Annotated in this window: 18 protein-coding genes and 3 rRNA genes; 10 read left to right on the top strand and 11 right to left on the bottom strand. The window is 58.0% G+C overall.

Translation table 11 applies throughout. The features are described 5' to 3' along the window. From rrf (PSUM_RS32690) to rrf (PSUM_RS22220), 3 genes are all read left to right on the top strand, one after another. Positions 1–78: ribosomal RNA gene (gene rrf, locus PSUM_RS32690) — 5S ribosomal RNA — on the top strand; the annotation flags it as partial. Positions 79–188: 110 nt separating this feature from the next. Further along, positions 189–304 (top strand): 5S ribosomal RNA (rrf, locus tag PSUM_RS22225). A 110-nt stretch (positions 305–414) separates the two neighbouring features. After that, positions 415–530, top strand: a 5S ribosomal RNA gene (gene rrf / locus PSUM_RS22220). Positions 531–847: 317 nt separating this feature from the next. Here rrf (PSUM_RS22220) and PSUM_RS22215 read toward each other — a convergent pair. Continuing rightward, the gene (locus tag PSUM_RS22215; RefSeq protein ID WP_020801050.1) at positions 848–1,555 is read right to left on the bottom strand and encodes a GntR family transcriptional regulator; all 708 of its coding nucleotides are present in this window, start codon (positions 1,553–1,555) and stop codon (positions 848–850) included. A gap of 197 nt (positions 1,556–1,752) precedes the next feature. Here PSUM_RS22215 and lapG point away from each other — a divergent pair, with 197 nt between their 5' ends. Together lapG and lapD are read left to right on the top strand one after the other, a co-directional pair. Then, the gene (gene lapG, locus PSUM_RS22210; protein ID WP_083349962.1) at positions 1,753–2,448 is read left to right on the top strand and encodes a cysteine protease LapG; all 696 of its coding nucleotides are present in this window, start codon (positions 1,753–1,755) and stop codon (positions 2,446–2,448) included. Positions 2,449–2,462: 14 nt separating this feature from the next. After that, a complete protein-coding gene (gene lapD / locus PSUM_RS22205) occupies positions 2,463–4,409 on the top strand; it encodes a cyclic di-GMP receptor LapD (protein ID WP_083349963.1) in 1,947 nt (648 codons plus the stop codon). Positions 4,410–4,485: 76 nt separating this feature from the next. Here the strand turns inward: lapD and PSUM_RS22200 are convergent, their stop codons facing one another. The 10 genes from PSUM_RS22200 to bcsE form a co-directional block, all read right to left on the bottom strand. After that, positions 4,486–4,851, bottom strand: a complete 366-nt coding sequence (locus PSUM_RS22200; RefSeq protein WP_083349964.1) for a tryptophan synthase subunit beta — start codon at positions 4,849–4,851, stop codon at positions 4,486–4,488. 112 nt (positions 4,852–4,963) lie between these two features. Continuing rightward, complete coding sequence (gene bcsC / locus PSUM_RS22195; protein ID WP_083349965.1) at positions 4,964–8,554, bottom strand: cellulose synthase complex outer membrane protein BcsC; 3,591 nt, start codon at positions 8,552–8,554, stop codon at positions 4,964–4,966. After that, positions 8,542–9,675 carry a cellulose synthase complex periplasmic endoglucanase BcsZ gene (gene bcsZ / locus PSUM_RS22190; RefSeq protein ID WP_225441865.1) on the bottom strand — a complete coding sequence of 378 codons (1,134 nt, stop codon included), beginning with the start codon at positions 9,673–9,675 and terminating at the stop codon, positions 8,542–8,544. Before bcsZ ends, bcsC begins: the two co-directional genes overlap by 13 nt. Beyond that, a complete protein-coding gene (gene bcsB, locus PSUM_RS22185; RefSeq protein WP_083350203.1) occupies positions 9,665–11,965 on the bottom strand; it encodes a cellulose biosynthesis cyclic di-GMP-binding regulatory protein BcsB in 2,301 nt (766 codons plus the stop codon). The genes bcsZ and bcsB overlap by 11 nt, the downstream gene beginning before the upstream one ends. Further along, the gene (gene bcsA / locus PSUM_RS22180; protein WP_083349966.1) at positions 11,962–14,556 is read right to left on the bottom strand and encodes a UDP-forming cellulose synthase catalytic subunit; all 2,595 of its coding nucleotides are present in this window, start codon (positions 14,554–14,556) and stop codon (positions 11,962–11,964) included. The genes bcsB and bcsA overlap by 4 nt, the downstream gene beginning before the upstream one ends. After that, a complete protein-coding gene (bcsQ, locus tag PSUM_RS22175) occupies positions 14,553–15,272 on the bottom strand; it encodes a cellulose biosynthesis protein BcsQ (protein WP_083349967.1) in 720 nt (239 codons plus the stop codon). The genes bcsA and bcsQ overlap by 4 nt, the downstream gene beginning before the upstream one ends. After that, the gene (bcsR, locus tag PSUM_RS22170) at positions 15,269–15,532 is read right to left on the bottom strand and encodes a cellulose biosynthesis protein BcsR (protein ID WP_083349968.1); all 264 of its coding nucleotides are present in this window, start codon (positions 15,530–15,532) and stop codon (positions 15,269–15,271) included. The genes bcsQ and bcsR overlap by 4 nt, the downstream gene beginning before the upstream one ends. Further along, on the bottom strand, positions 15,502–17,145 hold the full coding sequence (gene bcsG, locus PSUM_RS22165; protein WP_083349969.1) for a cellulose biosynthesis protein BcsG: 1,644 nt from the start codon (positions 17,143–17,145) through the stop codon (positions 15,502–15,504). Before bcsG ends, bcsR begins: the two co-directional genes overlap by 31 nt. Beyond that, positions 17,132–17,272: a hypothetical protein gene (locus PSUM_RS22160; RefSeq protein WP_231989932.1), complete on the bottom strand. Its 141-nt coding sequence runs from the start codon at positions 17,270–17,272 to the stop codon at positions 17,132–17,134. The genes bcsG and PSUM_RS22160 overlap by 14 nt, the downstream gene beginning before the upstream one ends. Before the next feature lie 56 nt (positions 17,273–17,328). Next, positions 17,329–18,873, bottom strand: coding sequence for a cellulose biosynthesis protein BcsE (gene bcsE, locus PSUM_RS22155; protein ID WP_083349971.1), 1,545 nt, complete (start codon positions 18,871–18,873; stop codon positions 17,329–17,331). A 672-nt stretch (positions 18,874–19,545) separates the two neighbouring features. Between bcsE and PSUM_RS22150 the strand changes: the two genes are divergently transcribed. The 5 genes from PSUM_RS22150 to PSUM_RS22130 all read left to right on the top strand — a co-directional run bounded on the left by PSUM_RS22150 (position 19,546) and on the right by PSUM_RS22130 (position 24,233). After that, a complete protein-coding gene (locus tag PSUM_RS22150) occupies positions 19,546–20,433 on the top strand; it encodes a TauD/TfdA dioxygenase family protein (protein ID WP_020795874.1) in 888 nt (295 codons plus the stop codon). Between the two features lie 18 nt (positions 20,434–20,451). Continuing rightward, positions 20,452–21,477 (top strand): ABC transporter substrate-binding protein, encoded by a 1,026-nt coding sequence (locus PSUM_RS22145; RefSeq protein WP_020795873.1) that lies wholly within the window; start codon positions 20,452–20,454, stop codon positions 21,475–21,477. Between the two features lie 5 nt (positions 21,478–21,482). Continuing rightward, on the top strand, positions 21,483–22,343 hold the full coding sequence (locus PSUM_RS22140; RefSeq protein WP_020795872.1) for an ABC transporter ATP-binding protein: 861 nt from the start codon (positions 21,483–21,485) through the stop codon (positions 22,341–22,343). Between the two features lie 22 nt (positions 22,344–22,365). Further along, on the top strand, positions 22,366–23,232 hold the full coding sequence (locus PSUM_RS22135) for an ABC transporter permease (protein WP_020795871.1): 867 nt from the start codon (positions 22,366–22,368) through the stop codon (positions 23,230–23,232). A 74-nt stretch (positions 23,233–23,306) separates the two neighbouring features. Then, on the top strand, positions 23,307–24,233 hold the full coding sequence (locus PSUM_RS22130; RefSeq protein WP_020795870.1) for a LysR family transcriptional regulator: 927 nt from the start codon (positions 23,307–23,309) through the stop codon (positions 24,231–24,233). Positions 24,234–24,266: the final 33 nt, after the last annotated feature.

The raw sequence follows: 24,266 nt of genomic DNA, 5'->3' as shown, positions 1-24,266 counted from the left end.
CCCGAACTCAGAAGTGAAACGATGCATCGCCGATGGTAGTGTGGGGTTTCCCCATGTGAGAGTAGGTCATCGTCAAGATTAAATTCCAAAACCCCTATCTGCGCATGCAGGTAGGGGTTTTGTCTTTATAGTAGAAACATCAAGAATTCGCTGGCACGTCCTTACGGACGGACCGGCACACAGAATTTCTTGACGACCATAGAGCGTTGGAACCACCTGATCCCATCCCGAACTCAGAAGTGAAACGATGCATCGCCGATGGTAGTGTGGGGTTTCCCCATGTGAGAGTAGGTCATCGTCAAGATTAAATTCCAAAACCCCTATCTGCGCATGCAGGTAGGGGTTTTGTCTTTATAGTAGAAACATCAAGAATTCGCTGGCACGTCCTTACGGACGGACCGGCACACAGAATTTCTTGACGACCATAGAGCGTTGGAACCACCTGATCCCATCCCGAACTCAGAAGTGAAACGATGCATCGCCGATGGTAGTGTGGGGTTTCCCCATGTGAGAGTAGGTCATCGTCAAGATTAAATTCCAAAACCCCTGTCTGCTCACGCAGACAGGGGTTTTGTCGTTTTGGGCCTACGAAAAGAGCTTCAGCACATTGCTCATCGAGTAGCCGGTCACTCAATGTGAGACAGCACCGGGATGAATCGATGGAAGCCGGATAAAGCTACCCACCATCGCCCAGACTCGCGCGGCATCGGCGTGCAAAAGAGCCTGGGGATGGTTATAGCGGGCTGGGAGTCGGGGCCGGGGGATGTTGTAAGCAGATTATGCGTGGATGATGAGCGACGAAATGTTGCGGCAAGTGAAGTCACCCTCAGGCCTGCCGCTGCCTTTGCTACGAGGTTTTTCTGTTCCTGGCTTCCGGACTGTTGAGGTACCGGGTGATGACCTCAACCCCACGATTGAGATGGTTGACCAGCAGCCTCACCGATCCTTCGACATCCCGCGCCTCGGCGGCCCGCCACATGGCGCGGTGATCTTCCTGTGATAACTTGCCCAGGCCCATGGCCTCAAGGTTGAAGCGCAGGAAGCGTTCTTCTTCGTTCAACCCGTCCTCCACCAGTTTGAGCAACCGGCGATTGGGTGCCTTGCTGTAGAGCGACATATGAAAGAGGCGGTTCAGCCGGCCGATTTCGGTGTAGTCCTGTTCCGTCTCCAGCTGGTCGATGTAAAGCGCGGCCTGTTCGAGATCCGCCGCCTCAAGCAATGGCACCGACAGGCGCAGGGCTTCGGACTCCAGTAAAATCCGCAGTGCATAGGTCTCCACTGCATCGCCCTGGACCAGTGGGGCGACCACAGCACCTTTGTGGGCAACCACATTGAGCAATGACTGGGCTTCGAGTTGGCGTAACGCTTCGCGCACAGGCATGCGGCTGACACCGAAGAGATCGGCCAGGTCTTGCTGGCGCAGAGCGATGCCACACGGCAGCCGACCGTCCAGGATGGCCGAACGCAAGGTTTCCTCGATGACCGAGCGCGCCAAGTGAGCGGCAATGGGGCCGTTGACCTTGATGCTGCTGAGAGGGTTGGCTTTTCGTGTCACTACAACGCACCCTGATTGACTGAGTTATTTTTGGATCCAACTGACACTAGTGACTGCCTGAAAGCTTGTCAAACGATCAGCAAATTGCCTATTTCAAGTTTAGCGCGCCATCGCTGATCTCACGGTGCCATTGTTTTTTGCCGTACTAACCTACACCATCAACCGACTTTCCAACTGCCTACCCTGGATGCCTCGCATTGGCGGTACGTTTTTTCCCGATTCCACGGATGCTGCGCTGGCTGTCCTGCGCGTTGTTGCTGGCTGGCGTGATGCTGGGCGGGCTGCATGCCGATTGGGATTTTTCTCTAATCAGTCGTCGGGCGCAGGCATTGTACGAACCTTTGGGTCCAGGCCAGCAACGCATAGATGATTGGCAGCATTTGCTGGCCAGCCAGAAGCAGCTTGGCGAGCTTGAACAGTTGAACGTGGTCAACCGGTTCGTCAACAAGCAGTTGCGCTACGTCGAAGACATCGATTTATGGCAGCAGGTCGATTATTGGGAAACGCCAATCGAAGCCCTGTGGAAAGGTGCCGGCGACTGCGAAGATTACGCCATCGCCAAGTATTTCAGCCTGCGCCATCTTGGCGTTTCCAGTGACAAACTGCGCATTACCTACGTCAAGGCCCTGCGTCTGAACCGGGCACACATGGTGCTGACCTACTATTCGAGTCCAGAGGCGATGCCGTTGGTCCTCGATAGCCTGATCGACACCATCCAGCCCGCCAGTCAGCGAACGGATCTGCTTCCGGTCTACTCCTTCAATGCAGAAGGCCTGTACTTGCCCGGCGCCAAAGGTAACAAGAAGGTTGGTGATACCAAACGCCTGTCGCGTTGGCAGGATGTGCTGAAAAAAATGCAGGCCGAAGGTTTTCCGGTCGAAACGACTAACTAGGAGCTCACGCTCAGATGTCTTTGTTCAAACAGCTGTTGATCGCTATCTGTCTGTTCCTGGTGGTCGCCTTTACCGGCAGCTTCATGGTCAGCCTGGAAAGTTCGCGCACCCAGTACGTCAACCAGTTGCGTTCTCACGCCCAGGATGGCGCGACGGCTTTGGCGGTGTCCCTGACGCCGAACATCGACGATCCGGCGATGGTCGAGTTGCTGGTCAGCTCGCTATTCGACAGCGGGTATTACGCCAGCATCCGCGTGGTCGATTTGAGCGACGACAAAGTCATCGTCGAGCGCAGCGGTATGCCGGCGGTCAACAATGTACCGCAATGGTTCATCAAGCTGATCGGCCTGGAAGCGGCCGGTGGCGATGCGATCGTCAGCCGCGGTTGGGAGCAGGCCGCGCGGGTCGAGGTGGTCAGCCACCCGATGTTTGCCTTGGCCAAGCTTTGGCAGAGTGCGCTGGGCAGTCTCGGTTGGCTGCTGCTGTGTGGCGCGGTGAGCGCCGTCTTGGGTGCATTGCTGTTGCGTCGACAATTGAAACCCCTGGATTACATGGTCAAGCAATCCCACGCGATTGCCCGCCGGGAATTCCTCAGCCTGCCGGATTTGCCGCGTACCCCTGAATTGCGCCGCGTCGTTCAAGCAATGAACCAGATGGTCGAGAAGCTCAAGGCACTGTTTCAGGAACAGGCCGAACGCAGTGAAAGACTGCGGATCGAGTCTTATCAGGACAACCTGACAGGGCTGGCGAACCGTCGTTATTTCGAGATGCAGTTGAACGCACGGGTGAGCAATACCGAGCAGGCCAGCTCGGGTTATCTGCTGTTGCTGCGGGTCAACGATCTGGCGGGTTTGAATCAGCGCCTGGGTGGTCAGCGGACTGATGAGTTGTTGAAGGCAGTCGGGCTGCAATTGTCTCGCGAGTGCGCCAAGTACCCGGAAACACAAAACCTGGTCACGCGCATTCGAGGCGGTGAGTTTGCCGTCTTGGCGCCAGGGCTGGTACGCGAAGAAGCGTTGCAATTGGCACGCAGCCTCGACAGTGCCTTGGCGAGCCTGCACGCGACCGGCGCCACGGACGTTGCTTGCGTGGCCTCGATCGCACTGGCTCCCTTTGCCCATGGCGATTCACCGCAAGCCGTGCTCGGGTTGGCGGATCAGGCATTGGCGCAGGCCGAAAGCCAGACCGATACGCACTGGGTCTGCCTGGATCGCAGCGCCTTGGCCGGCGTCGGCGACGACCATCATACCTGGCACACGCTGCTGGATCAGGCGCTGACTCAGCGGCGATTCAAACTGTATTTTCAGCCGGTGGTGGCCAGTCAGGACACTCAACTGGTGTTGCACCACAAAGTGCTTACGCGGCTGATCGACGACCAGGGCCAGAGCATCCCGGCTGGAAGCTTTCTGCCATGGCTCCAACGGTTCGGTTGGGTGGCACGACTGGACCGACTGGTGCTGGAACGGGTGCTGGAGCAGATGGGCGATCACGAGGAGTCACTGGCACTGAACCTGTCATCGGCGACCCTGGAAGACCCTAAAGCGTTGAATGCCCTCTTCGAGACACTGCGTTCGCACTCCAATCTGGGATCGCGGCTGACCCTGGAGATCGGCGAAGAGCAATTGCCGGAGCAAGCCATGCTCGAAAACCTGACGCGGCGTTTGCGTGAGCTCGGGTTCTCGTTGAGCCTGCAGCATTTTGGTGGGCGTTTCAGCATCATCGGCAATCTGGCGCGGCTGGGGTTGGCGTACCTGAAGATTGACGGCAGCTACATCCGCGCGATTGATCAGGAGAGTGACAAGCGCCTGTTCATCGAAGCAGTCCAGCGTGCCGCCCACAGTATTGATTTGCCGTTGATAGCGGAACGGGTCGAGACCGAAGGGGAGTTGACGGTGATTCGGGAGATGGGGGTGTATGGCGTACAAGGGAGGTTGTTGGGTGAGCCCAAGGCATGGGATTAGGGCGTTGGGCGGGTGTCGTCAGTGATGCAGCCACCACGAGCTTGCTCGCGATGGCGTCCGTACAGTCAGTGAAGAATCAGATAAACCCTTCATCATCGTCCTCAAGCAACTGACTCAATCCACCCAAGGCTTCACGGGCCTGGCTGCGGTCCATGAGTTTGGCTTGTGCCGGCGCTGGCAGATCGGTGACGAGGATCACGCCCTTGTTGATCAGTACGGCGATCAAGTCGTCGAGTACCCGGATCATTTCCAGATCGCTCTGGCGCAGTTGTTTGAGCTGTTTGATCTGCTGCAGTTGTTTATGGCTGGTGGCCATCAACTCATTGGCGAACCAGGCCTGGAGGTCAGGGTGGTCGGCCGGCAGCCTTTCCGTGGACTCGGCGTAAGCTTCGGCTTCCACGCGCAGCAGTTGGCCGTCTGTATCGCGTTGCACGTAGAACATCGAACATCCCCCAGAAAGTTAACGGCGTCATGCTGTCAGCAGCATAGACAACATCGCGCCGATAGAGGGTGCCTAATATCCTGCGCACGAATTTAGAACACGTCCCCTGCCATCACCGCATATCTGCATATGGCGTTACCGGTTCGATCGGCATCGGGAGATTACCTTGCCATTCATCGAAGGTGTAACGCAGGTACAGCATAGCGCGGCTAGGGGCGTAGCCTTCACTGTGTTGCAGGGTGATTCCCGAGCCCACAACCATATGATTCGTCAGGCGTCGTTCGACCAGCGCTTGCAGGCGAATGCTCGCGCCAGTGCTGCTGCTTCCGTCCGTGGTCAGGGCAGTGTCAGGATCGATTTCAAGTCCTGCGGCGTCGACCTGGCTGAGCAGCTTGCCTGCCGGGCCGCCCAGCGGATACAAGTCGCTGCTGTCGGTTTTTGAGTATGACCAGCCTACCGAGCTTTCCAGCTGTGCCGACCAATTGGCATTGCGCCAGGCATAGCTGAATGGAACGCCAATTGAGTAATATCGTTGCGGACTGTAATAACCGCCCTGGCCAAGGGTGTACTCGCTCAAGTCCTTGTCGTAACCCCAATACATGAGGGTCAAACCGGTACGCATACGCTCGTCGGCACGATCCATCAGTCTGTAGTAGTAACCGGTCATGGCCGAGAGGCGTTGGTTGTCGATCACGTTCTTGCCGCGCAGCCAATGACTGCCGAAACTGGCCCATACGCCATCAATGCCACCTTCATCATGGCTCAGGCTCAAGGTTAACCCGTTGCTGGTGACGCCGCCCCAACGTATACCGGTCTGAGGATCGACGGCTCCGGCGTATGACACCACCGAGTTGCTCATGGGCCGACGTGAGGCGGTCAAGGTCCAGCCGATAGATCTCCAGTCACTGCTATAGGCGACACCACCGAGCCAGTTACCCACTTCGAAACCTTGTGGAGAATGGCCCAGGTCCAGTGCCCAGTGATCGTTCTTCCAACCCACCGCCAGACTTGGCCCGCTTGTGCTTTGCGAGGTGCTGGGGCAGCCATTGGGCACCGGCTCTTTTGTAACCTTGTCCCGGAGCTGGACGGCGCAGGTGCCGAACTGTTCGCGGTGCAAGCCATCGGGGTCAGTGTCGAAGGCGCTGGCGTCAAGAGCCACCTGCTCGGCCTGAACGAAACCCTGCCCTTGGGCGAACGGTGCGTCGATACGCAAAATGGTCAGCTGCGTTGTCAGGTCGGCAATCCCCGGTGCCGTGTCGTCGTTGCGCCAAGTGTAGTCATGATAAAGATTGACGGTCGGGTTCTGCTCTTGATAAAGCTCGTCGACGTCGCTGCGCAGGCTGCGCGACAGCCAATCATCGCTGTCCTTGGCGCGGCTGGCCTCAGTCATCGCCACGTTGTCGCGGGGATTGGCATGGGCCGGTGCAATTAAACCAGCAGCGGCCATGCTGTGGGCGTAGTTATCCAGAGCCTGTTGCGGCTGATCCTTTGCCATAAGACGCGCCGCGTCGCGATAGATCAGTGGGTCGGTCTGTGGTGTTTTCAACAGATGGGCGAATATCGCGCTGGCTTTATCCTTTTCGCCCACGGCAGACCAGGCGTTGGCGAGCCGTCGTTGCGAGGGGGCGGGAGCAGAAGAGGCCACGACGATTCGGTCCAGACCGGCACGGCCCTGATCAACGTGCCCGGTGGCAATTTGCGCTTCGATCAAGCCCAGCTGTGCCTCGGCATTTTGTGGCTGCACGCTGAGCACCTTGCGGTAGTAGCTCTTCGCCCCGACGTAATCTCCGCGCTGGGCGGCCCAGTCGGCGAGGGTGCCAAGATCATCGACGGTCGGATCACGCAGCAACAAGGCAATGGCCTGGGGCTCGTGCCCGGCGTCGCGCAGTTGTTCGACCTGAGCCATCAACTGCCGACGTTTGATTCGGGTGTTCAGTTCACGCATGTTGTCGGTCCAGTCGGCGACCGGGCTCTGTCCTAGGGTGGCTAACGCTTCGCTGTCGCGGTTCTCATTGGCCAGGTACAGACCATGAGCGTAACGAGCCTCGGGATTGCGGCCCTGCTGGGCAAGTAATTCACTAAACGCTTTGTCCGCCTCCCGCGGTTGCCCCATGGCAATTTCGGCGGTGGCCAAGCGATAAGTCAGCCACGGATTGTCGGGTTCCAACTGGCGGATTTTTTTCAGCAGCGACGCCAACTGAGCCCAGTCCGAATGCTGACTGGCGAGATCCGCTTGCAGGTTCAGCCGTTCAAGTTCAATGCTCCGACGCAGGCTGGCAAACTCCGTCTGGTTGCTGGCCGGCAAGGTGTTGAGGAAGGCTTCGGCACGTTCGATGGACTGACCCCGATACAGGCGCATCAGGGCGCGCACCACGCTGCCATTGCCTGGTTCGACCTTGCGCGCCTGCAACAACAGCGCTTCAGCCGCGACTTCATCGGATTCGGCCAGGGCGACATTGGCGAGGCCGATCAATGGGTCGGCGGAGTCGGCCTTGAGGGTTCGCGATTGCTGATATGCCTTGCGTGCCGCCGCGTAGTCCTTACGCTGCAGGGCTTCGTCGCCTTGTTGCAGGATCATCCAGTTGCGGGTAACGGCCTGTAGATCCTGCCATTTGCTGATGTAATCGGTGTCTTGCTCTTTGCTCAATGCCGTGGAAAAGGCCTCATAGGCCGCCGAGTATTTGCTTTGGCGCATTAACGCCGTACCCAAGGCGCCGTATAGGCTCGCGTCTTGCGGATATGCCTTCAGGGCCTGGCGCAACAAGCTCTCGGCAGCCGCACTCTCACTGGCGTTGTCTTGTTCGAGCATGCGCTTGGCTTTGACGCCGGCTTGCCAAGCAGGATCGGCCAACAGCCCTTTTTGCATCGCCAGCTGCTTCGTAGCATCTTTAGCCAACGGCGAATACGGGTAATAGCGAATGAATGCTTGCCACGCCTGCGCCGTCTGCGGGCCAACGGGCAGCTTGATCAGGTAGTTGTATTCCCGTTCGGCGGCATTGGTACTGGCAAGAGGATCTGTCGCCAATTGATGCAGCACGGTCAGGGCTTCGTCGTTGCGATCTTCGGCGAACAATAACCCGACCAGCATCTGGCGTAAGCCGGCATTGCCTGGATAATCCCGATCCAGGGCCTGCAAATGACCGATCACAGCTGCGCGCTGGCCACTGATGCGACTGCGCGCGTTCCAGTATTCCAGCGCCGACGCGAGGTCCGGCGGCTCTTTGGCAAACAGCTTTTCGAAAGCTTCGCTGGCCTCTTCAAAGCGCCCGGCAGCAGCCAGTAACCGTGCCTGCTGCAGTTGGCGCAGACCGTCCGGACTGTGCATTTTGATAAGTGCCTGAGCCTGGCGCAATTGCGCAGAGTCCGGCGCCAGCTGGCGCAGGCGCGTCAACCTTTGCTCAATCCAGACGCTGTTCTGCGGCTGAGTCTTGTCAGCCAAGGCCTGTCGAATGTCACCCACCAGCACCTGAGGATTGTCGGGGGCGATCAGTCTTAGTCGTGCCAAAGAGTCGCGCACCAGATCTTCGCGCTGTAAGGCCTCACCAATACGTATTTGCTGCAACAGCCATTGCTGTTGTTCCTGTTGAGTAACAGGCGCCGTCGACGCGAGCGCGGCACCGCTCAAGCAGGACAGCAGCAGGGTGGAGCGCAACATTAAAATCTTGAAGTTACTGATGTGGGGGGCTTTGTTCAGTGCGTGCATGGACTCGTCCAGTTCGGTTGCAGCCGCCCATCCTTGTCGAACCGATAGCGGTGTTCGTCCCAACCCTGGCCGAACATCACCAGCGATTGGTTGTAATAAGCATCTGCCAACGGAGGAGATTGACGCAGGTGTTCACGTTGGGCAGACAGTGCGGCAGCAGCCGACGCGTCGCTGGCCAATAAGGGCAAGAGTGCCGCGGAAAACCCGACGGGGCCTGCGTTCATGATCTCGCCAGTGTCGGAGTCAACGTGTTCCGGCACATATCCCAGGCGCGCGGTAGCTTCAATCATGGGTTTGAAGTGGTTGAGCAAAACGCTGCGTTCGGGTGCGTCGGTCGCCAGCATGCCCACCCATAGATAGACACGAATAGCGTCGTAGCTACCCTGCGTGCTTTTCGCGTCGGGAAAAAAACCCTTTCCGGCCTGCCACATCAGCCAGTCGGGTGCGAAACCTTTGGGGGAGCCTTCGATCAGCGCGAGTTGGGAGTTTTTCGCGACTTCGGTCCACACCGGTGCTATGAAAGAAAATCTGCGCAACAGCTGCGGCGGCAGATAACTAAGGTTCAGGCGCCAGCCTTGACTGGATTCGAAACCGACATCCCCTGGCAGCAACATAAGGCCAAGACCCGGTAACTTACGCAGAGTTTGTGCGGCGCTACGCCATAGCAGGTGATTACCCAGGGCCAGATAATCCGGCCTGCTCCACAGACGGCCGGCTTCCAGCAAGCTGTAGGCAATCCACAGGTCGGCGTCGCTGGCGTTATTGCTGTCGAGCACGCCCCATTGACCGTTCTTGTCGCGTCCCCATTGCCAGGCAGGCAGGCGGGCGCCTAGATCGCCATCCGCCAGATTGTTGCGGGTCCAAGTCAACAACCGGTCAAAGCTTTTCCCATCGTTGGCGACCAGCGCGAAAAACAGCCCATAGCTTTGCCCTTCAGATGTCGTTATCTGCTGTGGGGAGGACGCGTCTATTACCCGTCCATCATCACTGATCAGGTGCTGTTTGAAATTTTCCCAGGCCGGCCATACACATTGGCTCGCTCCCTGTGCAGGCAATGCCAGCAGTGGCAAGAACGCTGCAAGGATTCGTGACCGGGCAATGTTCGCCGGCTTATTCTTCATATGCCAACCGGCGACGAGCCGCCCATTTCAAGATGCGCCAAGTCAGGAATGCACTGAGCAGTACGCCAGACACCGCCATGATCGCGAGCAGGACCGGGTGCTCGGATAACTTGAACCAGAGCAGCAGCCACCATGGCAGGCTGCCGACGTAATAGTGATCGCCTACCATGTGACCTTGAACGCCGCTGCTGCGAATCAACACCACCGAGCCGGCCACTGCGTCCAGCTTTCCGCTGTCATTGAGCGTCTCGCGCAATAACTGGTAGCCGGAGTCTTCGGTGGCCAGCAAGGCCACTATGCTGCGCTGTTCATGGAAAGGCGATTGCAGGCCGACAATTGCTGCAATGGGACCGGTGGCCGAAACTTCAACACGACTGGCTGCAGGTTTGCCCTCGTCCTTGATCTGCGACGAGCCAGGCCCCTGCATGTTCGCTTTCAACAAGCCGTTTCGGGAGCTGTCCAACAGCAGATTCATGTCGCGGTTATCGTGGATGTCAGGGGGTAAAGAACCGAGGATCAGCAAGTCTGCATCGCGCTTCGATACCTCGTCCCAATTATCGCTCAAGGTCAGGTTCATGGCGGGCAGGCCCGAGCGGGCGGAAATTCCGGCCACTGCTTCGAGGTACGTACTCAACTGCAGGGCATTGGGCTGTGGCGGCACCATTACCACGGTCTCGGAAAGATCCGCCATTCGGCTGAAGGGAAAGCCGCTGCGTGCGAACGCTGCCAGATCAGGCATGGCGATGAAATGGTGATAGCCCGACATATCGATCGTTGACTGATCGTCGATAACCGCTTGAGTGTCCACCGTTAACGAAGTCTGGCAGCGATCCCGCTGGGAACTGCTGGTGGTCGTGGCGAAGCTGAAATTGAACCGCAAGTTGTTGCGGTCGCCGATTTTCAGCGCAGGGACCGACAGATTTTCATTGGTGTTCGCCGACTCGCTGGACAACACGGCAAGGCGCAATTCTTCCAGTCGGTCATTGGTGTTGGCCAGCAGTGGCAGGCTGGTGATGAACTGATTGTTGAGGCTGATGTTCAGTCGCGAACCGTCATTGGAAGCCGATGGCGTGTAGCGATATTTGGTTTGCAGCGGAATGCCCTGGTTGCGCCAGACAAACAGATCCGGCGGCAAGTTGATATCCAGGCTGATCGGCAGCGGCTGCACGCCGCTGGTGCGCAACTGCTCTGGGTACTTGATCAGCTCGGCGAAGCGTACGGCACGATCCGTACGCATCCAGTTCGGAGCGTCATAGGGTTGGCGTGGTTGAATCTGCTGCACTTTGTCGATGACAACCCGCTCGCCTCGAAACAGATCACCACCCAATACCAACGCTTGTGCGGCGGCGGCCAGGTCGGCCTCGTCGCGGCCCAGCACCAGCAACACCTTACTGTAGTGATCAGTCGGGTTGTCGATTATCTGCACCACCGGTGCCTCAACCGGCGGGAACTGCTTCATGTCGGCGAGGAACGCCGGGCGATGATTGTTGGTGGCAAACACAATGGATGCGGTGACAGGCCTAGAGGCTGTTGCTGTGGGCAGTTGATCAAACAACACCGGGAATTCCGTGCCGCGCCACGCCGCCAGGCTACCGAAATACGAGGCTACGATACCCGCCGCACGCTGCTCGCCAAGCGTGGGAGAAGCTGCGAAAACCATGTTCAGAACGGGCTTGTCGTAGTCGCGCGCATCGTAGAAAGGCATCGGAAAATAGGCCAGATCGTTCTGTACGATCAACGCCTGCTCTTTCAGGGAAACCAGGCTGGCCCGGCTGATATTGACCCACAGCGCGCTATTGGAAGGCTCTTCGCAAATGTCGGTGTAATGACCGACAAACTCCAACCGTATGCGGTTGAAGTCGCTGATCAGGCGCGGATCAAGATCAACCTGACGAACAGTCTTTTTGCCCAATTGCTCCTTGTCGATGGGGATCACGTTCATCAACACGTCGTTGAGGTAAACCCGCAGGTGCGACAGCGTTGGCAGGAGTGCCGGCGATGGCGTGTACTCAAGTTGTAGCTTTGCATCGTTGGCGATGCGATCGCGCCGCATGGTGAATTCCAGCTGATCGGTGTTATGCGTGCCTAGTAACAGGCTGTCAGCCACACGCCCCAGCTCTGTGAAATTACGCGAAACGTCCCAGCTCGGCACGCTGGTCACTGTTGCCGGTACCGACACTGGCACCGGTGGCTGCCCCTTGGAAGTTTGCTCTTTGACGGGCTGCGCCTGAGCGCAACTCATTGCCAGTGACAGCAGGCTGACCAGCGTGAAACTGAAATAGCGACTCATGGTGCGCATACCGATCGAGAAGTTGGAGAAAGAGGGGGCGCTTTGGCGAAGCGCGGCATATAGCTGATCAGCCAAGCGAGCACACGCACGAACGGTCGGAACAGGGTGCGTGTCCAGGCGGGCAGGTATTGATACAAGCGGTAATAGCCGGTGGCGCCAAGACGCAGCACATCGATGAAACTGTGCAGCGGCCGGTCTGGAGCGAAGTCTTCATTCCAGTTCAGCCAGGCGTCGGCCCGGGAAAAAGTGCATTGCACGTAGTCGATTTTCTGTTGCGCAGTCAGCTCGTTGAGCGCGATGCCAATAAAGTTTTTATGGCTGCGGCTGACGATGCCCGAGAAAAGGAACTCCCGTTCTCCACGCTGCATCAGCAGGGAAACCCGCTCGCCGATTGGCAAGGAAAGCTCAACGTCCAGTTGGACGCCGGTACCACCGTCGGAGTAATCCACCAACAAACAGGGATAGAAGCGCCCGTTTTGCAGACGTATCGCCGCTGGCAGTTTGGCCTGCACACGGTGGGTCTCGCGCACCTGACGTACTTCAGCGGCGATTGCCACGGCAGCGCCCACGATCAGCAGGTTGTAAATGACCCACAGGCTGCTGACCAGCGTGGTACCGATTTCATTGGTTGGCCCGTAAAACAAACGCCATACCGCAAAGCACAGGCCAGCAATATTCATCACCGCCAACACCAGATACGGTCTGGCGATACCCCAGTCGAACTGGTTCTCGGTCATCAAGCCGCCTTTGGCGGTCACGTTGAACTTGCCTTTTTTGGGATTGAACAGCGCGACGGTGGTTGGCCGCGCGATGTACCAGGCCAGCACCGTTTCATAGACCTCTCCCCAGAACGTCAAGCGGTGCTCTCCCTGCATGCGTGAGTTGGTCAGGCTGGCGTGAACCATGTGTGGAATCACATACAGCATGATCATCAAGGCCGGCGCGTAGATGATGTAGGCGTGCATCAGCAGGAACGCCAAAGGCGCAGTAAGGAATACCAGACGCGGCAGGCCCGCCAGAAAGTGCAGCATGGCGTTGGCATAGCAAATACGTTGAAAGATCGTCAGGCCTTTGCCCAGCAACGGGTTGTCGGTGCGGAAAATCTGAGCCATGCCCCGCGCCCAGCGAATGCGCTGACCGATGTGTGCCGACAGGCTTTCAGTGGCCAGCCCTGCGGCCTGGGGAATTCGCACGTAAGCCGAGTTCCAGCCTTTTCGGTGCAGGCGCAGCGCGGTATGGGCGTCTTCGGTGACGGTTTCCACGGCGAAGCCGCCGATTTCATCGATCGCCGAACGCCGTAGCACGGCACATGAGCCGCAGAAAAACGCGGCATTCCACATGTCGTTGCCATCCTGTACCAAACCGTAGAACAACTCGCCCTCATTGGGCCGGCGCCGGAACGTGTCGAGGTTACGTTCAAAAGGGTCCGGCGACAGGAAGTGATGCGGTGTTTGCACCAGTGCCAGCTTGGGGTCACGCAGGAACCAGCCCACCGTAAGTTGCAGGAATGAACGTACCGGCACGTGATCGCAGTCGAAGATTGCCACTAACTCGCCATCAAGCTGCTTCAGGGCCTGATTGAGATTGCCAGCCTTGGCATGTTTGTTGTCGTTACGGGTGATGTAATTCACGCCGACCTGTTCAGCAAACAGGCGGAATTCTTCGCGCTTTCCATCATCAAGTATCGAAATACGCAATTTGTCGTGAGGCCAGTCGATACCAAGGGCCGCATACACGGTGCTGCGCACGATGGACAGGTCCTCGTTGTATGTCGGAATCAGGAGATCAACCGTAGGCCACGACCGTGTATCACGTGGCAGTTGCGCCGGAGGGCGATTTAACGGCCAGCAGGTCTGGATGTAGCCCAGTAACAGCACCAGCCAGGAGTAGGTTTCCGCAATCAGCAACAGCACACCGCAAGCCAGATCCAGCGGACTGTCCCAGTTCAGGGTCGCGGTATAGCGCCACCACAGGTAGCGGCAGGAAACGATGATCGACAGCATGATCAGCAGCAGCGTCGGAAAACGGCCCGGTACGCGCCGGATCACCATCGCCACTGCCCACAGCAAAATCACAAAAACCAACTGCGATACGTAGTTGAAGGGCTCGGTGATACACACCACCACGAGGACCAACCCGACTGCAGCACAGATATAGTCAAGCCAATGTTTATGGCGAGGATCAAGGTTGCGCCGCCACCGGGCGCCGCGATGCATGAGCTTGCTCTCATTGGCTTGCCGGGGCAGCTCTGTGAGAAACGTGCCTATGCGACTCCACAATCGCTGGTTCGACTGACCTACATGGCGCGCCCATTGCGGTGCAGTGCGCCGCCGGGCTTTCGGCCAAGGGCGAAATACCAGCAACCACAAGCTTTGCAGGGCAATACGCAAAGGGTCTCCAGCACTTGGCACCTTGCGGGCCAAATGCGGATACCATCGTTGGCGTTGCGCGATGAGGCGCTGCCAGACCGGCGACTCCAGTCGCAAGAACAACCAGGCCATGGCGGTGAATGAGGCTAGCCATAAAGCTGTCAGTGGGTGGCAGTCGTAACGACGACGCAGTTGCAGGTAAGGAAACCAGTGCTCGATCATGCCATCTCTCGGCGTCGTGCCAGGCACCATGTCGCCAGGCTCAATGCATCTTGCGCCGCAAGGCTTTCCGGCGCGTATTGTCCTACTGGCTGCTTGAATGCAAATGCTTCGCGCATAGCCTCATCGGCGTGCACCGTCAGCGGTAAGAGACGAGTTGCATAGTATTGTCGCCAGATGAGCAACAAATCGCGCTGTAACTGGCTGCCCGGATCGAAGCGGTTTACCAGCACTGGATTGCTGCCCGCCTGCTGCAACAGCAGCACATGACAAGCCGCATCTGCCTCGGCCACCTGGATCGGGAGCAAGCAAGGACCAATGGTCCCGTGCCCCGGCAAGCGTTGTGGTACATCAAACAGCAGCCAGTCATAGTTGGCCGCCAGACTCGCCTGACGCCGTACCCACATCTGGGAGTCATGGATCAGTTGCTGCTCGATGCTCATGGACTCCTGTGTACTCAGGCGACCATAAGGCAGTATGTGGAGCGTCGGCGTCAGGCCCCACGCCTGCTTGTACCAGTCCTGGCCATCGAGCATCGCTCGCGCCCAGCCCGATTTCCCGCAATCCTGCAGATTGAAATGAAGGGACAGTAGATTTTCCGGGGACATGTCGATCAGCAATACGCGCTCACCGAGGCTTTCCAGGGCATAGCCGAGCGCCGCTATCAACGAAGTGGTGCCGACTCCCCCACGAACCCCGCGCATACTCAGCGATGTCACTTAAGCGCTCCGAACTTACCTTGTTGCACTGGCTGGACCACTGGCAAAGGCACCTGGTCACCCTGCTCGTCAGTGATAGGGAAATCAGCCAGCAACGGCCAGCGCTTGAGCGCCCTGCTTAATTCAAGCTGTGCCGAAACATCGACGTATTCCAGGCTCGGCAGGCGCAGTTCGACTTTAAGCCGTGCAATATCATCGGTCCGTTCGTTGCGCGAAGGCGCTGGGTGCTTCAGTTGAATTTTTGCGGGTAAGGAAGCCATGCTCCATTCTCCTTGATCCGAACATAAGGCTTGCCGGCGTAGTCGAGGACAACAGTTCCAGCGTTTTCCGAGACCGCCGGGGTTTGGGGCAGATTGGTCAGCAGTGCCTGCCAGTCCGGGCCCAACCCTTCACCTTGCGCAGGCGCGGTGTACAAGCGAGAAATGATTTCCGACAGGGCCAGATAACTACTTGGCTCTTTGACGAGGATCGGCTCCGATCGCGGGTTCCTGCCCATACCCACTAACTTGATGCCGACCGGCACATGGGTAATCGACGGACTCGGGATTTCCCGCATTCCGGAAATCTGCATGCGGTCACCGTGCAAGGCCGCGCCATGCTCGGGCACGATCACCACCGCCACCCGACGTCCGCTCTTCGCCAGTGCTTTGAGGAACGCGTCCAAATCATCTATCAAGGTTTGAGCGCGCACTTTGTAATCGGCGCTCTTCGTGCCGCCATCGAGAGTCAGGGCGCGGTTGCCGTCATGCAGCGTCGTGGTGTTGTAGAACAGCGCCACCCTCGAATCGCTCTGCCCCTCGCGATGCTGCCACCATTTGTCCAGAACCTCACGATCACGCCAGATCGAGGAACCGTCGAAAGCTACCAGGGTGCGCGGCAGATTGGTGATATTGACCTGCGGCCCCGGCAACGATCCCTGGGCACGAACTTCGTCGATAAATCCTTCGAACTGACCCGTATGGTTGAGCATGACTTCACTGCTGAAGCCCAATTTGCGCAGATCATCCATGAGCAGGCATTGTTCGGGTGCCACGTCGTAAAGCTTGCTATGAGATTGCTGACCGCAGCTGGCGCGCAGCAACCTGATAGCAGCTGGCCCGCTGTAAGATGTAGCCGAATTGAAGTTCTCGAACACCACATCCATCTGCTGCAACAAGCTGTTGTCATGTAAACCAACTGCATCCAGATCGTCCCATGCCATTGAACAGATATTGATGAGCAGCAGGTCAAACGGTTGAGCAGCCGATTGCGACGGTTGGAATGCCACTTGCCGACCGGCCTCGGTGTTGTAGAAATTTTGCAGATAAGCATCGAGCGTCGGGCTATCCGGCTCTGCGCTGACGATCGGCGTACCTGCGGAGACGGGCGCCTGCGCGGTGCTTTGTGGGACAGGGGCATGCATTGCCATAAGCCCTGCTCCGCCTAGCCAGGCGAAACCGGCCAGCGTCAAGGTTGTCAGGCGCAACCACTGGTGCACGAAGAAATACGCCACCACCAACAATAGCAATGCGCCGCAAAGGTTTGGATCAATGAAACGACCGGCCAGATCAAGCAGATAATCCCCAGTGAAATTCAGCACGCCAGGCTGGTCCAGCAACCGGCTAAAAGGTGGCAGCCAAGTGTCTTGATAGAACAACGCCACACTCAACGGTATAGCGATCAACGTGCGTAGCAGCGACACGTAACGATTGTGCAGCGGCACCAATAATACGGCGGCAAACACCAGGTTCGGCAGGAGCTGCAAGTTCAGGTGACCGCTCCAAAGAAGCGCCAGCTTGATGAGGAAATAAAGGTTCCACAGTCCCAGGCCTGGCCAGGTCCACGCGGTTTTCATTGATGTCGGCTTTACCTCGAATCGCTCAGGGCTGTTCATGTACATCACTCGCAACGGGTGCTACAGGCTTGCGCCGACGCACACCCCTCGTCTGCAGGTAGCGGGGTGATAAATATCGTTGAAGTTCGCGATTGATACGCTTTGAGAGACTGCGCAGCACAAGCATTAACGCTACGGTCATGAGGCAACTTCCCGCGATGACCTGTAGCAATTGGGTGTAATTCATGGGCAAGGCTCCGACAGCGGCAACGTAATGCGTTGCGGTGCGTAGCCGCTTTGGCTGATGGCGCGCGTCAAATCAGCGGTGACTTGACCGGTGGCCATACGTGAAACCTCAAGATTGTGGGGGGCATCGATGAAATCCCGACGCGGCAGGACGTCCGCACTGGAAAGCACCTCGCAATCGCTGAAAATATCCCGCCACGGCAAACGGCAGATGTTTCCCAGCGCAGGCTCCAGTCCGTCGGCACGGCATGCGAACAGGAAGAGATAAAACACACCATCAAGAACGCACGCGACATCGCCAAAGCGGCGCAAGGTGATCTGGCTCAAGTATTGGTCGATGTTCAGGTCGCCCCGCGGGCGTAGTCGCAATAATTGATGGGCCAGCTCGCCTGAAGCACTGCTGTAGACCTCATCAAGCAGGTCGATAAAGTCACTTGGCGGCAATATCCCGCGCCGCGCTGGAGGACGCAGTCGTGCAAACAGCGACTGGATGTCAGGAGTCTGACGATGGCGCCAGATCTGGCCTTGGGCGCTTTCTACCATGCTGAGAAAGTTCGCCAGCGTGGTTTTGGCAGGCACGATCAAGTTGGCTCCGCACGTCAGTAACAGACGCTCGTCGCGATAGCGCAGGCAGGCTTCTATTTCCCGCACAATAATCTTCAAGGCGGCACCGCATTGCTCGCGCAACTTGTGTAATTGCCGAGCCAGGGGTTCTACATCCTGGTTACTTTCCAACGTGACGATCACGCAAGCGGCACGCGCGTGGGAAGCCTGCTGCAGTAGATCGACGCGGTGTTCGAAAACGCGCCATTGCTCTGATAACGGTGCCGTCCCCTCCAGAGCTGAACGCTCGGTCAAGTAAATGCGTTGGTCGTCGGTACGGGTTTGTGAGGGACCGGAAAGCTGCGAATCACTCAGGGAAAAACCGCTGTCGCTCGCTTGCAGGTCAAATGCCTGAGCGGCGCAAACACCCAATTGGCTGTGCCAGAAGTTCAGTTGGTAATGAATAGCGCCATCTTGGCGATACAGTTGTGCCAAACCGGAAAGTTGCTCGTTGAGACTGGACAGGCGTTGATGTAAAAGGGGCGCTTGACCGCTGCACAGTACTAGCAGCGTGCAATCAATGCTCAACAGCCATTGACGGGTACTTTCGCACCAGCGTTGTAACTGATTAGTGCTGAGTGCTTCCAGATGGACCGAGTTCAACATCAATACGAGATGGCTGCCGCGCGCGATTTTGGTTCGCTGTAAATCCAAGGCCAGGGACGTAAAGGCAAGACGAGCAGACGCATCGTGAGGCATGCAAAACAGGCGCAACTCCGATGGGCCGCAATCCTCAGCCATGGAGTCGACGACAGTTTGAGGTTCGATGCCGCTGCATACCAACGTGGCAATATGTTCTTGCGACAGGCCCGATAAAAATTGACGAGCCAAAATTTCTGCATCAGTTGCAAGGTCCAGGGTGACCCAATATAACCGCCCCTGGCGCAGCAACATTTGCTCATCCTGCAGATGCCGGATGGCTAACGTGACATGACCCAACGCCTTCTACTCCAACTGTCCGAATGCACCAAAACTCAGCCAGAACGGTTAGGTATCGGCAAAATTTGAAGGCCGCTCACTAAGAGACAAAGGTACCTGGCGCTGCATTCGCCTAGACACCGGTCTCATTAAGATGATGAAAATCACTCTCGGGCGAGTAACCCGGAAAGAGCTGTCATGGGGCCAGTCAAAATATGGGCCATTTGCAGCGCGCAGATGATGGGATATCAAGCTGTCTGTGTCAATATTTTGTAACTGGCAACATGTGTAGCGAATGGCCAGTAAAAACATGACATGTTTTTGGCGTATTAGGCCCTTGTCCTGATCAGCGCTCTTAGATGATTGAATCCTGTGTCAGCCAATTGGCGAACTGGGAAGGATGATGCTAAATCTGGTCATAAATGGACTGTGAAAGCAAAAAAGCACTCAAGTAGACCTACGTCTATCTGACAGAAGGAGTTTCCAACGATCAAAGGGCTGAAGAAGCAGACAATAAAAGCCATATATATATTCTATAAAGATATTTAAATTTACTTTCTTATATCTATAAAGTCACATCCATGCGTACCTGCCGACCAATCGGCGCGCCGCACGACACGAACCAACACGGGACCTCCGTGAGTTTCTGATCGACGCGCGCGCCTTTGAGCGCGCCGTGCGTGGGAGTGATTTATGTCTGCAGCTTCACCATCGCCAAGCATCGCGCCACAATCTTTCGACATCCGCCCGTTCAGCGGTGCGGTGGGCGCCGAAATCATCGGCCTCGATTTGTCCCGCCCGGTCAATGACCAGGACTTCGCGCGCATTCACCGCGCGCACCTGGATCATCACGTGGTGGTGTTCCGCGACCAACGCATTACCCCCGAGCAGCAAATCGATTTCAGCCGCCGTTTCGGTGTGCTGCAGATCCATGTGCTCAAGCAATTCCTGCTGGCCGGGCACCCGGAAATCCTCATCGTTTCCAACATCATCGAAAACGGCCAATCCATCGGCCTGGGTGACGCCGGCAAGTTCTGGCACTCCGACCTTTCCTATAAGGAACTGCCAAGCCTGGGCTCAATGCTGCATGCCCAGGAACTGCCGTCCGAAGGCGGCGACACGCTATTTGCCGACATGCACAAAGCCTGGGACAGCCTGCCCGAGGCATTACGCAAAGCCGTTGAAGGTCGCTCGGCGGCGCACTCCTATACGGCGCGCTACAGCGAGACAAAATTCGAAGGCAATTGGCGCCCGACCCTGACCCCGGAACAACTGGCCCAGGTTGCCGAAGTCATTCACCCGGTGGTGCGTACCCACCCGGAAAACGGCCGCAAGGCGCTGTTCGTCAGCGAGGGTTTTACTACCCGTATCGTTGGCTTGCCGGAAGACGAGAGCAAGCAATTGCTCGACGAGCTCTACGCCCACAGCGTGTTGCCGCAAAACATCTACCGCCACCAGTGGCAGCCCCATGACCTGGTGTTCTGGGACAACCGATCGCTGATCCACCTCGCCGCCGGATGCCCCAGCCATCTGCGCCGCAAGCTGTATCGCACCACCATCCAGGGCGACGCGCCTTTCTGATTTGTCGGAGATTTGACCATGTCCAAACGTCTACCCTTTGCACCGCTGGCCGCGGCAATCGGCCTGGGGTTCAGCCTGATCGCCGGCAGCCTGGTCGCACCGACCGTGGCCCAGGCCGAAGGTGAAATACGCATCGCCGAACAGTTCGGCATCGTTTACCTGCTGCTCAACGTGGTGCGCGATCAGAACCTGATCGAGAAGTACGGCAAGCAGCAAGGCATCGACATCAAGGTCGACTGGACGCAGCTCTCCGGTGGTGCCGCGGTCAACGATGCGCTGCTCTCCGGCTCCATCGATATCGCGGGTGCCGGCGTCGGCCCGCTGCTGACCATCTGGGACCGCACCCACGGCAAGCAGAACGTCAAGGCCGTGGCCTCCCTGGGCAACTTCCCGTACTACCTGGTCAGCAACAATCCCAAGGTCAAGACCATTGCCGACTTCACCGAAAAGGACCGTATCGCGGTACCGGCGGTGGGCGTGTCGGTGCAGTCGCGCTTCCTGCAATATGCCGCCGCCAAGCAGTGGGGCGACAAGGAATTCAATCGCCTCGACAAATACACCATCGCCGTGCCGCACCCGGATGCCACGGCAGCGTTGATCGCCGGCGGTACCGAGCTGAGCGGGCACTTCTCCAACCCGCCATTCCAGGATCAGGCGCTGGCCAATCCAAACGTGCATGTGGTGCTCAACACCTATGATTTGCTGGGCCCGAACTCGCCGACTGTGTTGTTCGCCACCGAAAAATTCCGCAATGAAAACCCGAAAACCTACAAAGCCTTCATCGACGCGCTGACTGAAGCGGCGACCTTTGCCCAGAACGATAAGGGCGCGGCAGCGGACACCTACATTCGCGTCACCAAGGCCAAGATCGACCGCGCCGAGCTGCTGAAAATCATCGACAACCCGCAGTTCGAATTCAGCGTCACGCCGAAAAATACCTACCCCCTGGCCGAGTTCCTCTACCGCGTGGGCGCGATCAAAAACAAACCGGATTCGTGGAAGGACTACTTCTTCCAGGACGCCAAACCGCTGCAAGGGAGCTGACCGACATGAACGCCCCTTTGCAAGGCCACACGGTCAGCAAACCGAACGCCTGCGCCCAAGCGCTGCTGTCGGTCGATAACGTCAGCCTGGAATACCGCACGCCCCAGCGGGTGGTGCGTGCCACGCACCAGGTCAGCTTCGAGGTCGACCCTGCGGATCGCTTTGTGCTTCTTGGGCCGTCCGGGTGCGGCAAGTCGACATTGCTCAAGGCTGCCGCGGGATTCATCCAGCCAGTCGAAGGCGAGATCCGTCTGCAAGGCCAGCGCGTCCATGCGCCAGGGCCTGACCGGATCGTGGTGTTCCAGGAATTCGATCAACTACCACCGTGGAAAACCGTCAAGCAGAACGTGATGTTCCCGCTGCTGGCTTCTAAAACCCTCAAGCGCAATGAGGCCGAAGAACGGGCGTTGCACTACCTGGACAAGGTCGGTCTGGCGGCGTTTGCCGATGCCTATCCGCACACCCTGTCAGGCGGCATGAAGGCGCGGGTTGCCATCGCCCGGGCCTTGGCGATGCAGCCGAAAATCCTCTTGATGGACGAACCCTTCGCCGCGCTCGACGCCCTGACCCGACGCAAAATGCAGGAAGAATTGCTGCTGCTCTGGGAGGAGGTGCGCTTCACACTGCTGTTCGTCACGCACTCCATCGAGGAGGCGTTGGTGGTGGGCAATCGCATCCTGCTGCTGTCGCCGCATCCGGGGCGCGTGCGTGCCGAAGTCCACAGCCATCAGTACGACTTGCACAGCCTGGGCGGCGTGGCATTCCAGGAGTCGGCGCGGCGCATCCATCGCTTGTTATTCGATGAAGGCCAGTCGCCGGGAACCGAGCGCGAGCTGGATTTCGCCGACATCCGCATTGCTTATTGAGCCAGTTTGAGAGGAGGGCCCGATGAGCCATTTATCATCCCCGCGTGAAGAGTTCGAAACGGTTTTGCAGCCACTCACCAGCGTACCGCTGGAACGCGAACTGCCGCTTGGCCAACGCCTGTGGCAACAGGGTTGGCTGCGCAAAAGCCTGATCCTGATTTTGCTCGCCGTACTCTGGGAAGCCGTTGCCCGTTATCAGAACAACGATCTGCTGCTGCCAAGTTTTGTGCAGACCACGCATGCGCTGTACGACGGCCTGCTCAGCGGCGAATTGCTGGGTAAAGTGTGGATTTCCCTGGTGGTGCTGCTCAAGGGCTACCTGATCGGCATCGTCCTGGCCTTCGCCCTGACCACCTTGGCGGTGTCGACGCAATTGGGCCGCGACCTGCTCAGCACCCTGACCTCGATGTTCAACCCGTTGCCGGCGATTGCCCTGCTGCCGTTGGCGTTGCTGTGGTTCGGACTGGGGCAGAACAGCCTGATCTTCGTACTGGTGCATTCGGTGCTCTGGGCCCTGGCGCTCAATACCTACGCAGGCTTTCTCGGCGTCTCGGAAACCCTGCGCATGGCCGGGCGCAACTACGGCCTCAAGGGCCTGCGCCTGGTGCTGTTCATCCTGATCCCGGCGGCGCTGCCATCGATCCTCGCCGGCTTGAAAATCGGCTGGGCCTTTGCCTGGCGCACGTTGATCGCTGCCGAACTGGTGTTTGGCGCGACCAGTGGCAAGGGTGGGTTGGGTTGGTACATCTTCCAGAACCGTAATGAGCTGTACACGGACAAGGTGTTTGCCGGGTTGGCGGTGGTGATTCTGATTGGGTTGCTGGTTGAGAATCTGGTGTTTGATACGTTGGAGCGGGTGACGGTGAAGCGGTGGGGGATGCAGCGCTGATCCGTTGAGTCTGCCTGTCAATGATTTGCTAGCATTGCGCCTGAATCAATCCTGATAAGGCATGCGTGCTCTCCATGCAACTACCAGATATGAACCTGTTGGTCGCCCTCGACGCCTTGCTCGACGAGGGCAGTGTGGTGGGCGCCGCGCGGCGAATGAATCTCAGCCCGGCGGCCATGAGCCGCACCCTGACGCGTATCCGCGAAGCCATCGGTGATCCGATCCTGGTGCGAGCCGGCCGTGGTCTGGTGCCGACGCCAAAGGCACTTGAATTACGCGAGCAGGTACGCGACGTAGTAGAGCAGGCCGCGCACTTGTTCCACTCGGCCAGGGTTGTGGACCTGGGCAGCCTGCGCCGGCGCTTCAGTATTCGGGCCAACGATTTTTTCATCGGCATCTATGGCGGCAAGCTGTTCGACACCATGGAGCGTCAGGCCCCGCACTGCGAATTACGTTTTGCGCCAGAGGGCGATGGCGATGATGAGGCCTTGCGAGAGGGTCGCATCGATCTGAGCGTCAGCAACAACCGGCCGTTGATGCCGGAAGTGAAGGTGCAGAATCTGTTCTCCACCCAGTTTGTCGGCCTGGTGCGCGAGGATCACCCCTTGCTCGATCAAGAAATCACCGCAGAACGTTTTGCTGGCTATTCACATATCAGCATGTCCCGTCGCGGGATCGCTCGCGGGCCGATCGATGCGGCGCTCAACGCCCTGGGCCTGGAGCGGCGAGTGGCGGTGATTGCGCCAAGTTTCCACGCGGCGATGTTTGCCTTGCCCGATTCCGACCTGATTCTGCCGGTGCCCAGGGAGACGCTGTTGAGCGTGCGTCGACTGGGGCTGAAATTACGCTCGTTCACCTTGCCCATTCCATTGCCGACCATCGTGCTTAACCAGGCCTGGCACCCGCGCTTCGACAATGACCCCGCTCACCGCTGGCTGCGTGAAACGCTGAAAGCTTGCTGTGACGAGACGTGGTTGGCAGCGCAACCGGTGGTGAGTTGAACGAATGAACCTGTGGGAGCGAGCCTGCTCGCG

Origin of the sequence: Pseudomonas umsongensis (assembly GCF_002236105.1) — a bacterium.
GTDB lineage: Bacteria > Pseudomonadota > Gammaproteobacteria > Pseudomonadales > Pseudomonadaceae > Aquipseudomonas > Aquipseudomonas umsongensis.
This window is presented reverse-complemented; position numbering and strand designations above follow the sequence as displayed.

Coding starts and splice junctions, on each gene's coding strand:
- lapD (WP_083349963.1), top strand. CDS start 2,463: ATGTCTTTGTTCAAACAGCTGTTGATCGCTATCTGTCTGTTCCTGGTG.
- PSUM_RS22200 (WP_083349964.1), bottom strand. CDS start 4,851: ATGTTCTACGTGCAACGCGATACAGACGGCCAACTGCTGCGCGTGGAA.
- bcsC (WP_083349965.1), bottom strand. CDS start 8,554: ATGCACGCACTGAACAAAGCCCCCCACATCAGTAACTTCAAGATTTTA.
- bcsZ (WP_225441865.1), bottom strand. CDS start 9,675: ATGAAGAATAAGCCGGCGAACATTGCCCGGTCACGAATCCTTGCAGCG.
- bcsB (WP_083350203.1), bottom strand. CDS start 11,965: ATGAGTCGCTATTTCAGTTTCACGCTGGTCAGCCTGCTGTCACTGGCA.
- bcsA (WP_083349966.1), bottom strand. CDS start 14,556: ATGATCGAGCACTGGTTTCCTTACCTGCAACTGCGTCGTCGTTACGAC.
- bcsR (WP_083349968.1), bottom strand. CDS start 15,532: ATGGCTTCCTTACCCGCAAAAATTCAACTGAAGCACCCAGCGCCTTCG.
- bcsG (WP_083349969.1), bottom strand. CDS start 17,145: ATGAACAGCCCTGAGCGATTCGAGGTAAAGCCGACATCAATGAAAACC.
- PSUM_RS22160 (WP_231989932.1), bottom strand. CDS start 17,272: ATGCTTGTGCTGCGCAGTCTCTCAAAGCGTATCAATCGCGAACTTCAA.
- PSUM_RS22150 (WP_020795874.1), top strand. CDS start 19,546: ATGTCTGCAGCTTCACCATCGCCAAGCATCGCGCCACAATCTTTCGAC.
- PSUM_RS22145 (WP_020795873.1), top strand. CDS start 20,452: ATGTCCAAACGTCTACCCTTTGCACCGCTGGCCGCGGCAATCGGCCTG.
- PSUM_RS22140 (WP_020795872.1), top strand. CDS start 21,483: ATGAACGCCCCTTTGCAAGGCCACACGGTCAGCAAACCGAACGCCTGC.
- PSUM_RS22135 (WP_020795871.1), top strand. CDS start 22,366: ATGAGCCATTTATCATCCCCGCGTGAAGAGTTCGAAACGGTTTTGCAG.
- PSUM_RS22130 (WP_020795870.1), top strand. CDS start 23,307: ATGCAACTACCAGATATGAACCTGTTGGTCGCCCTCGACGCCTTGCTC.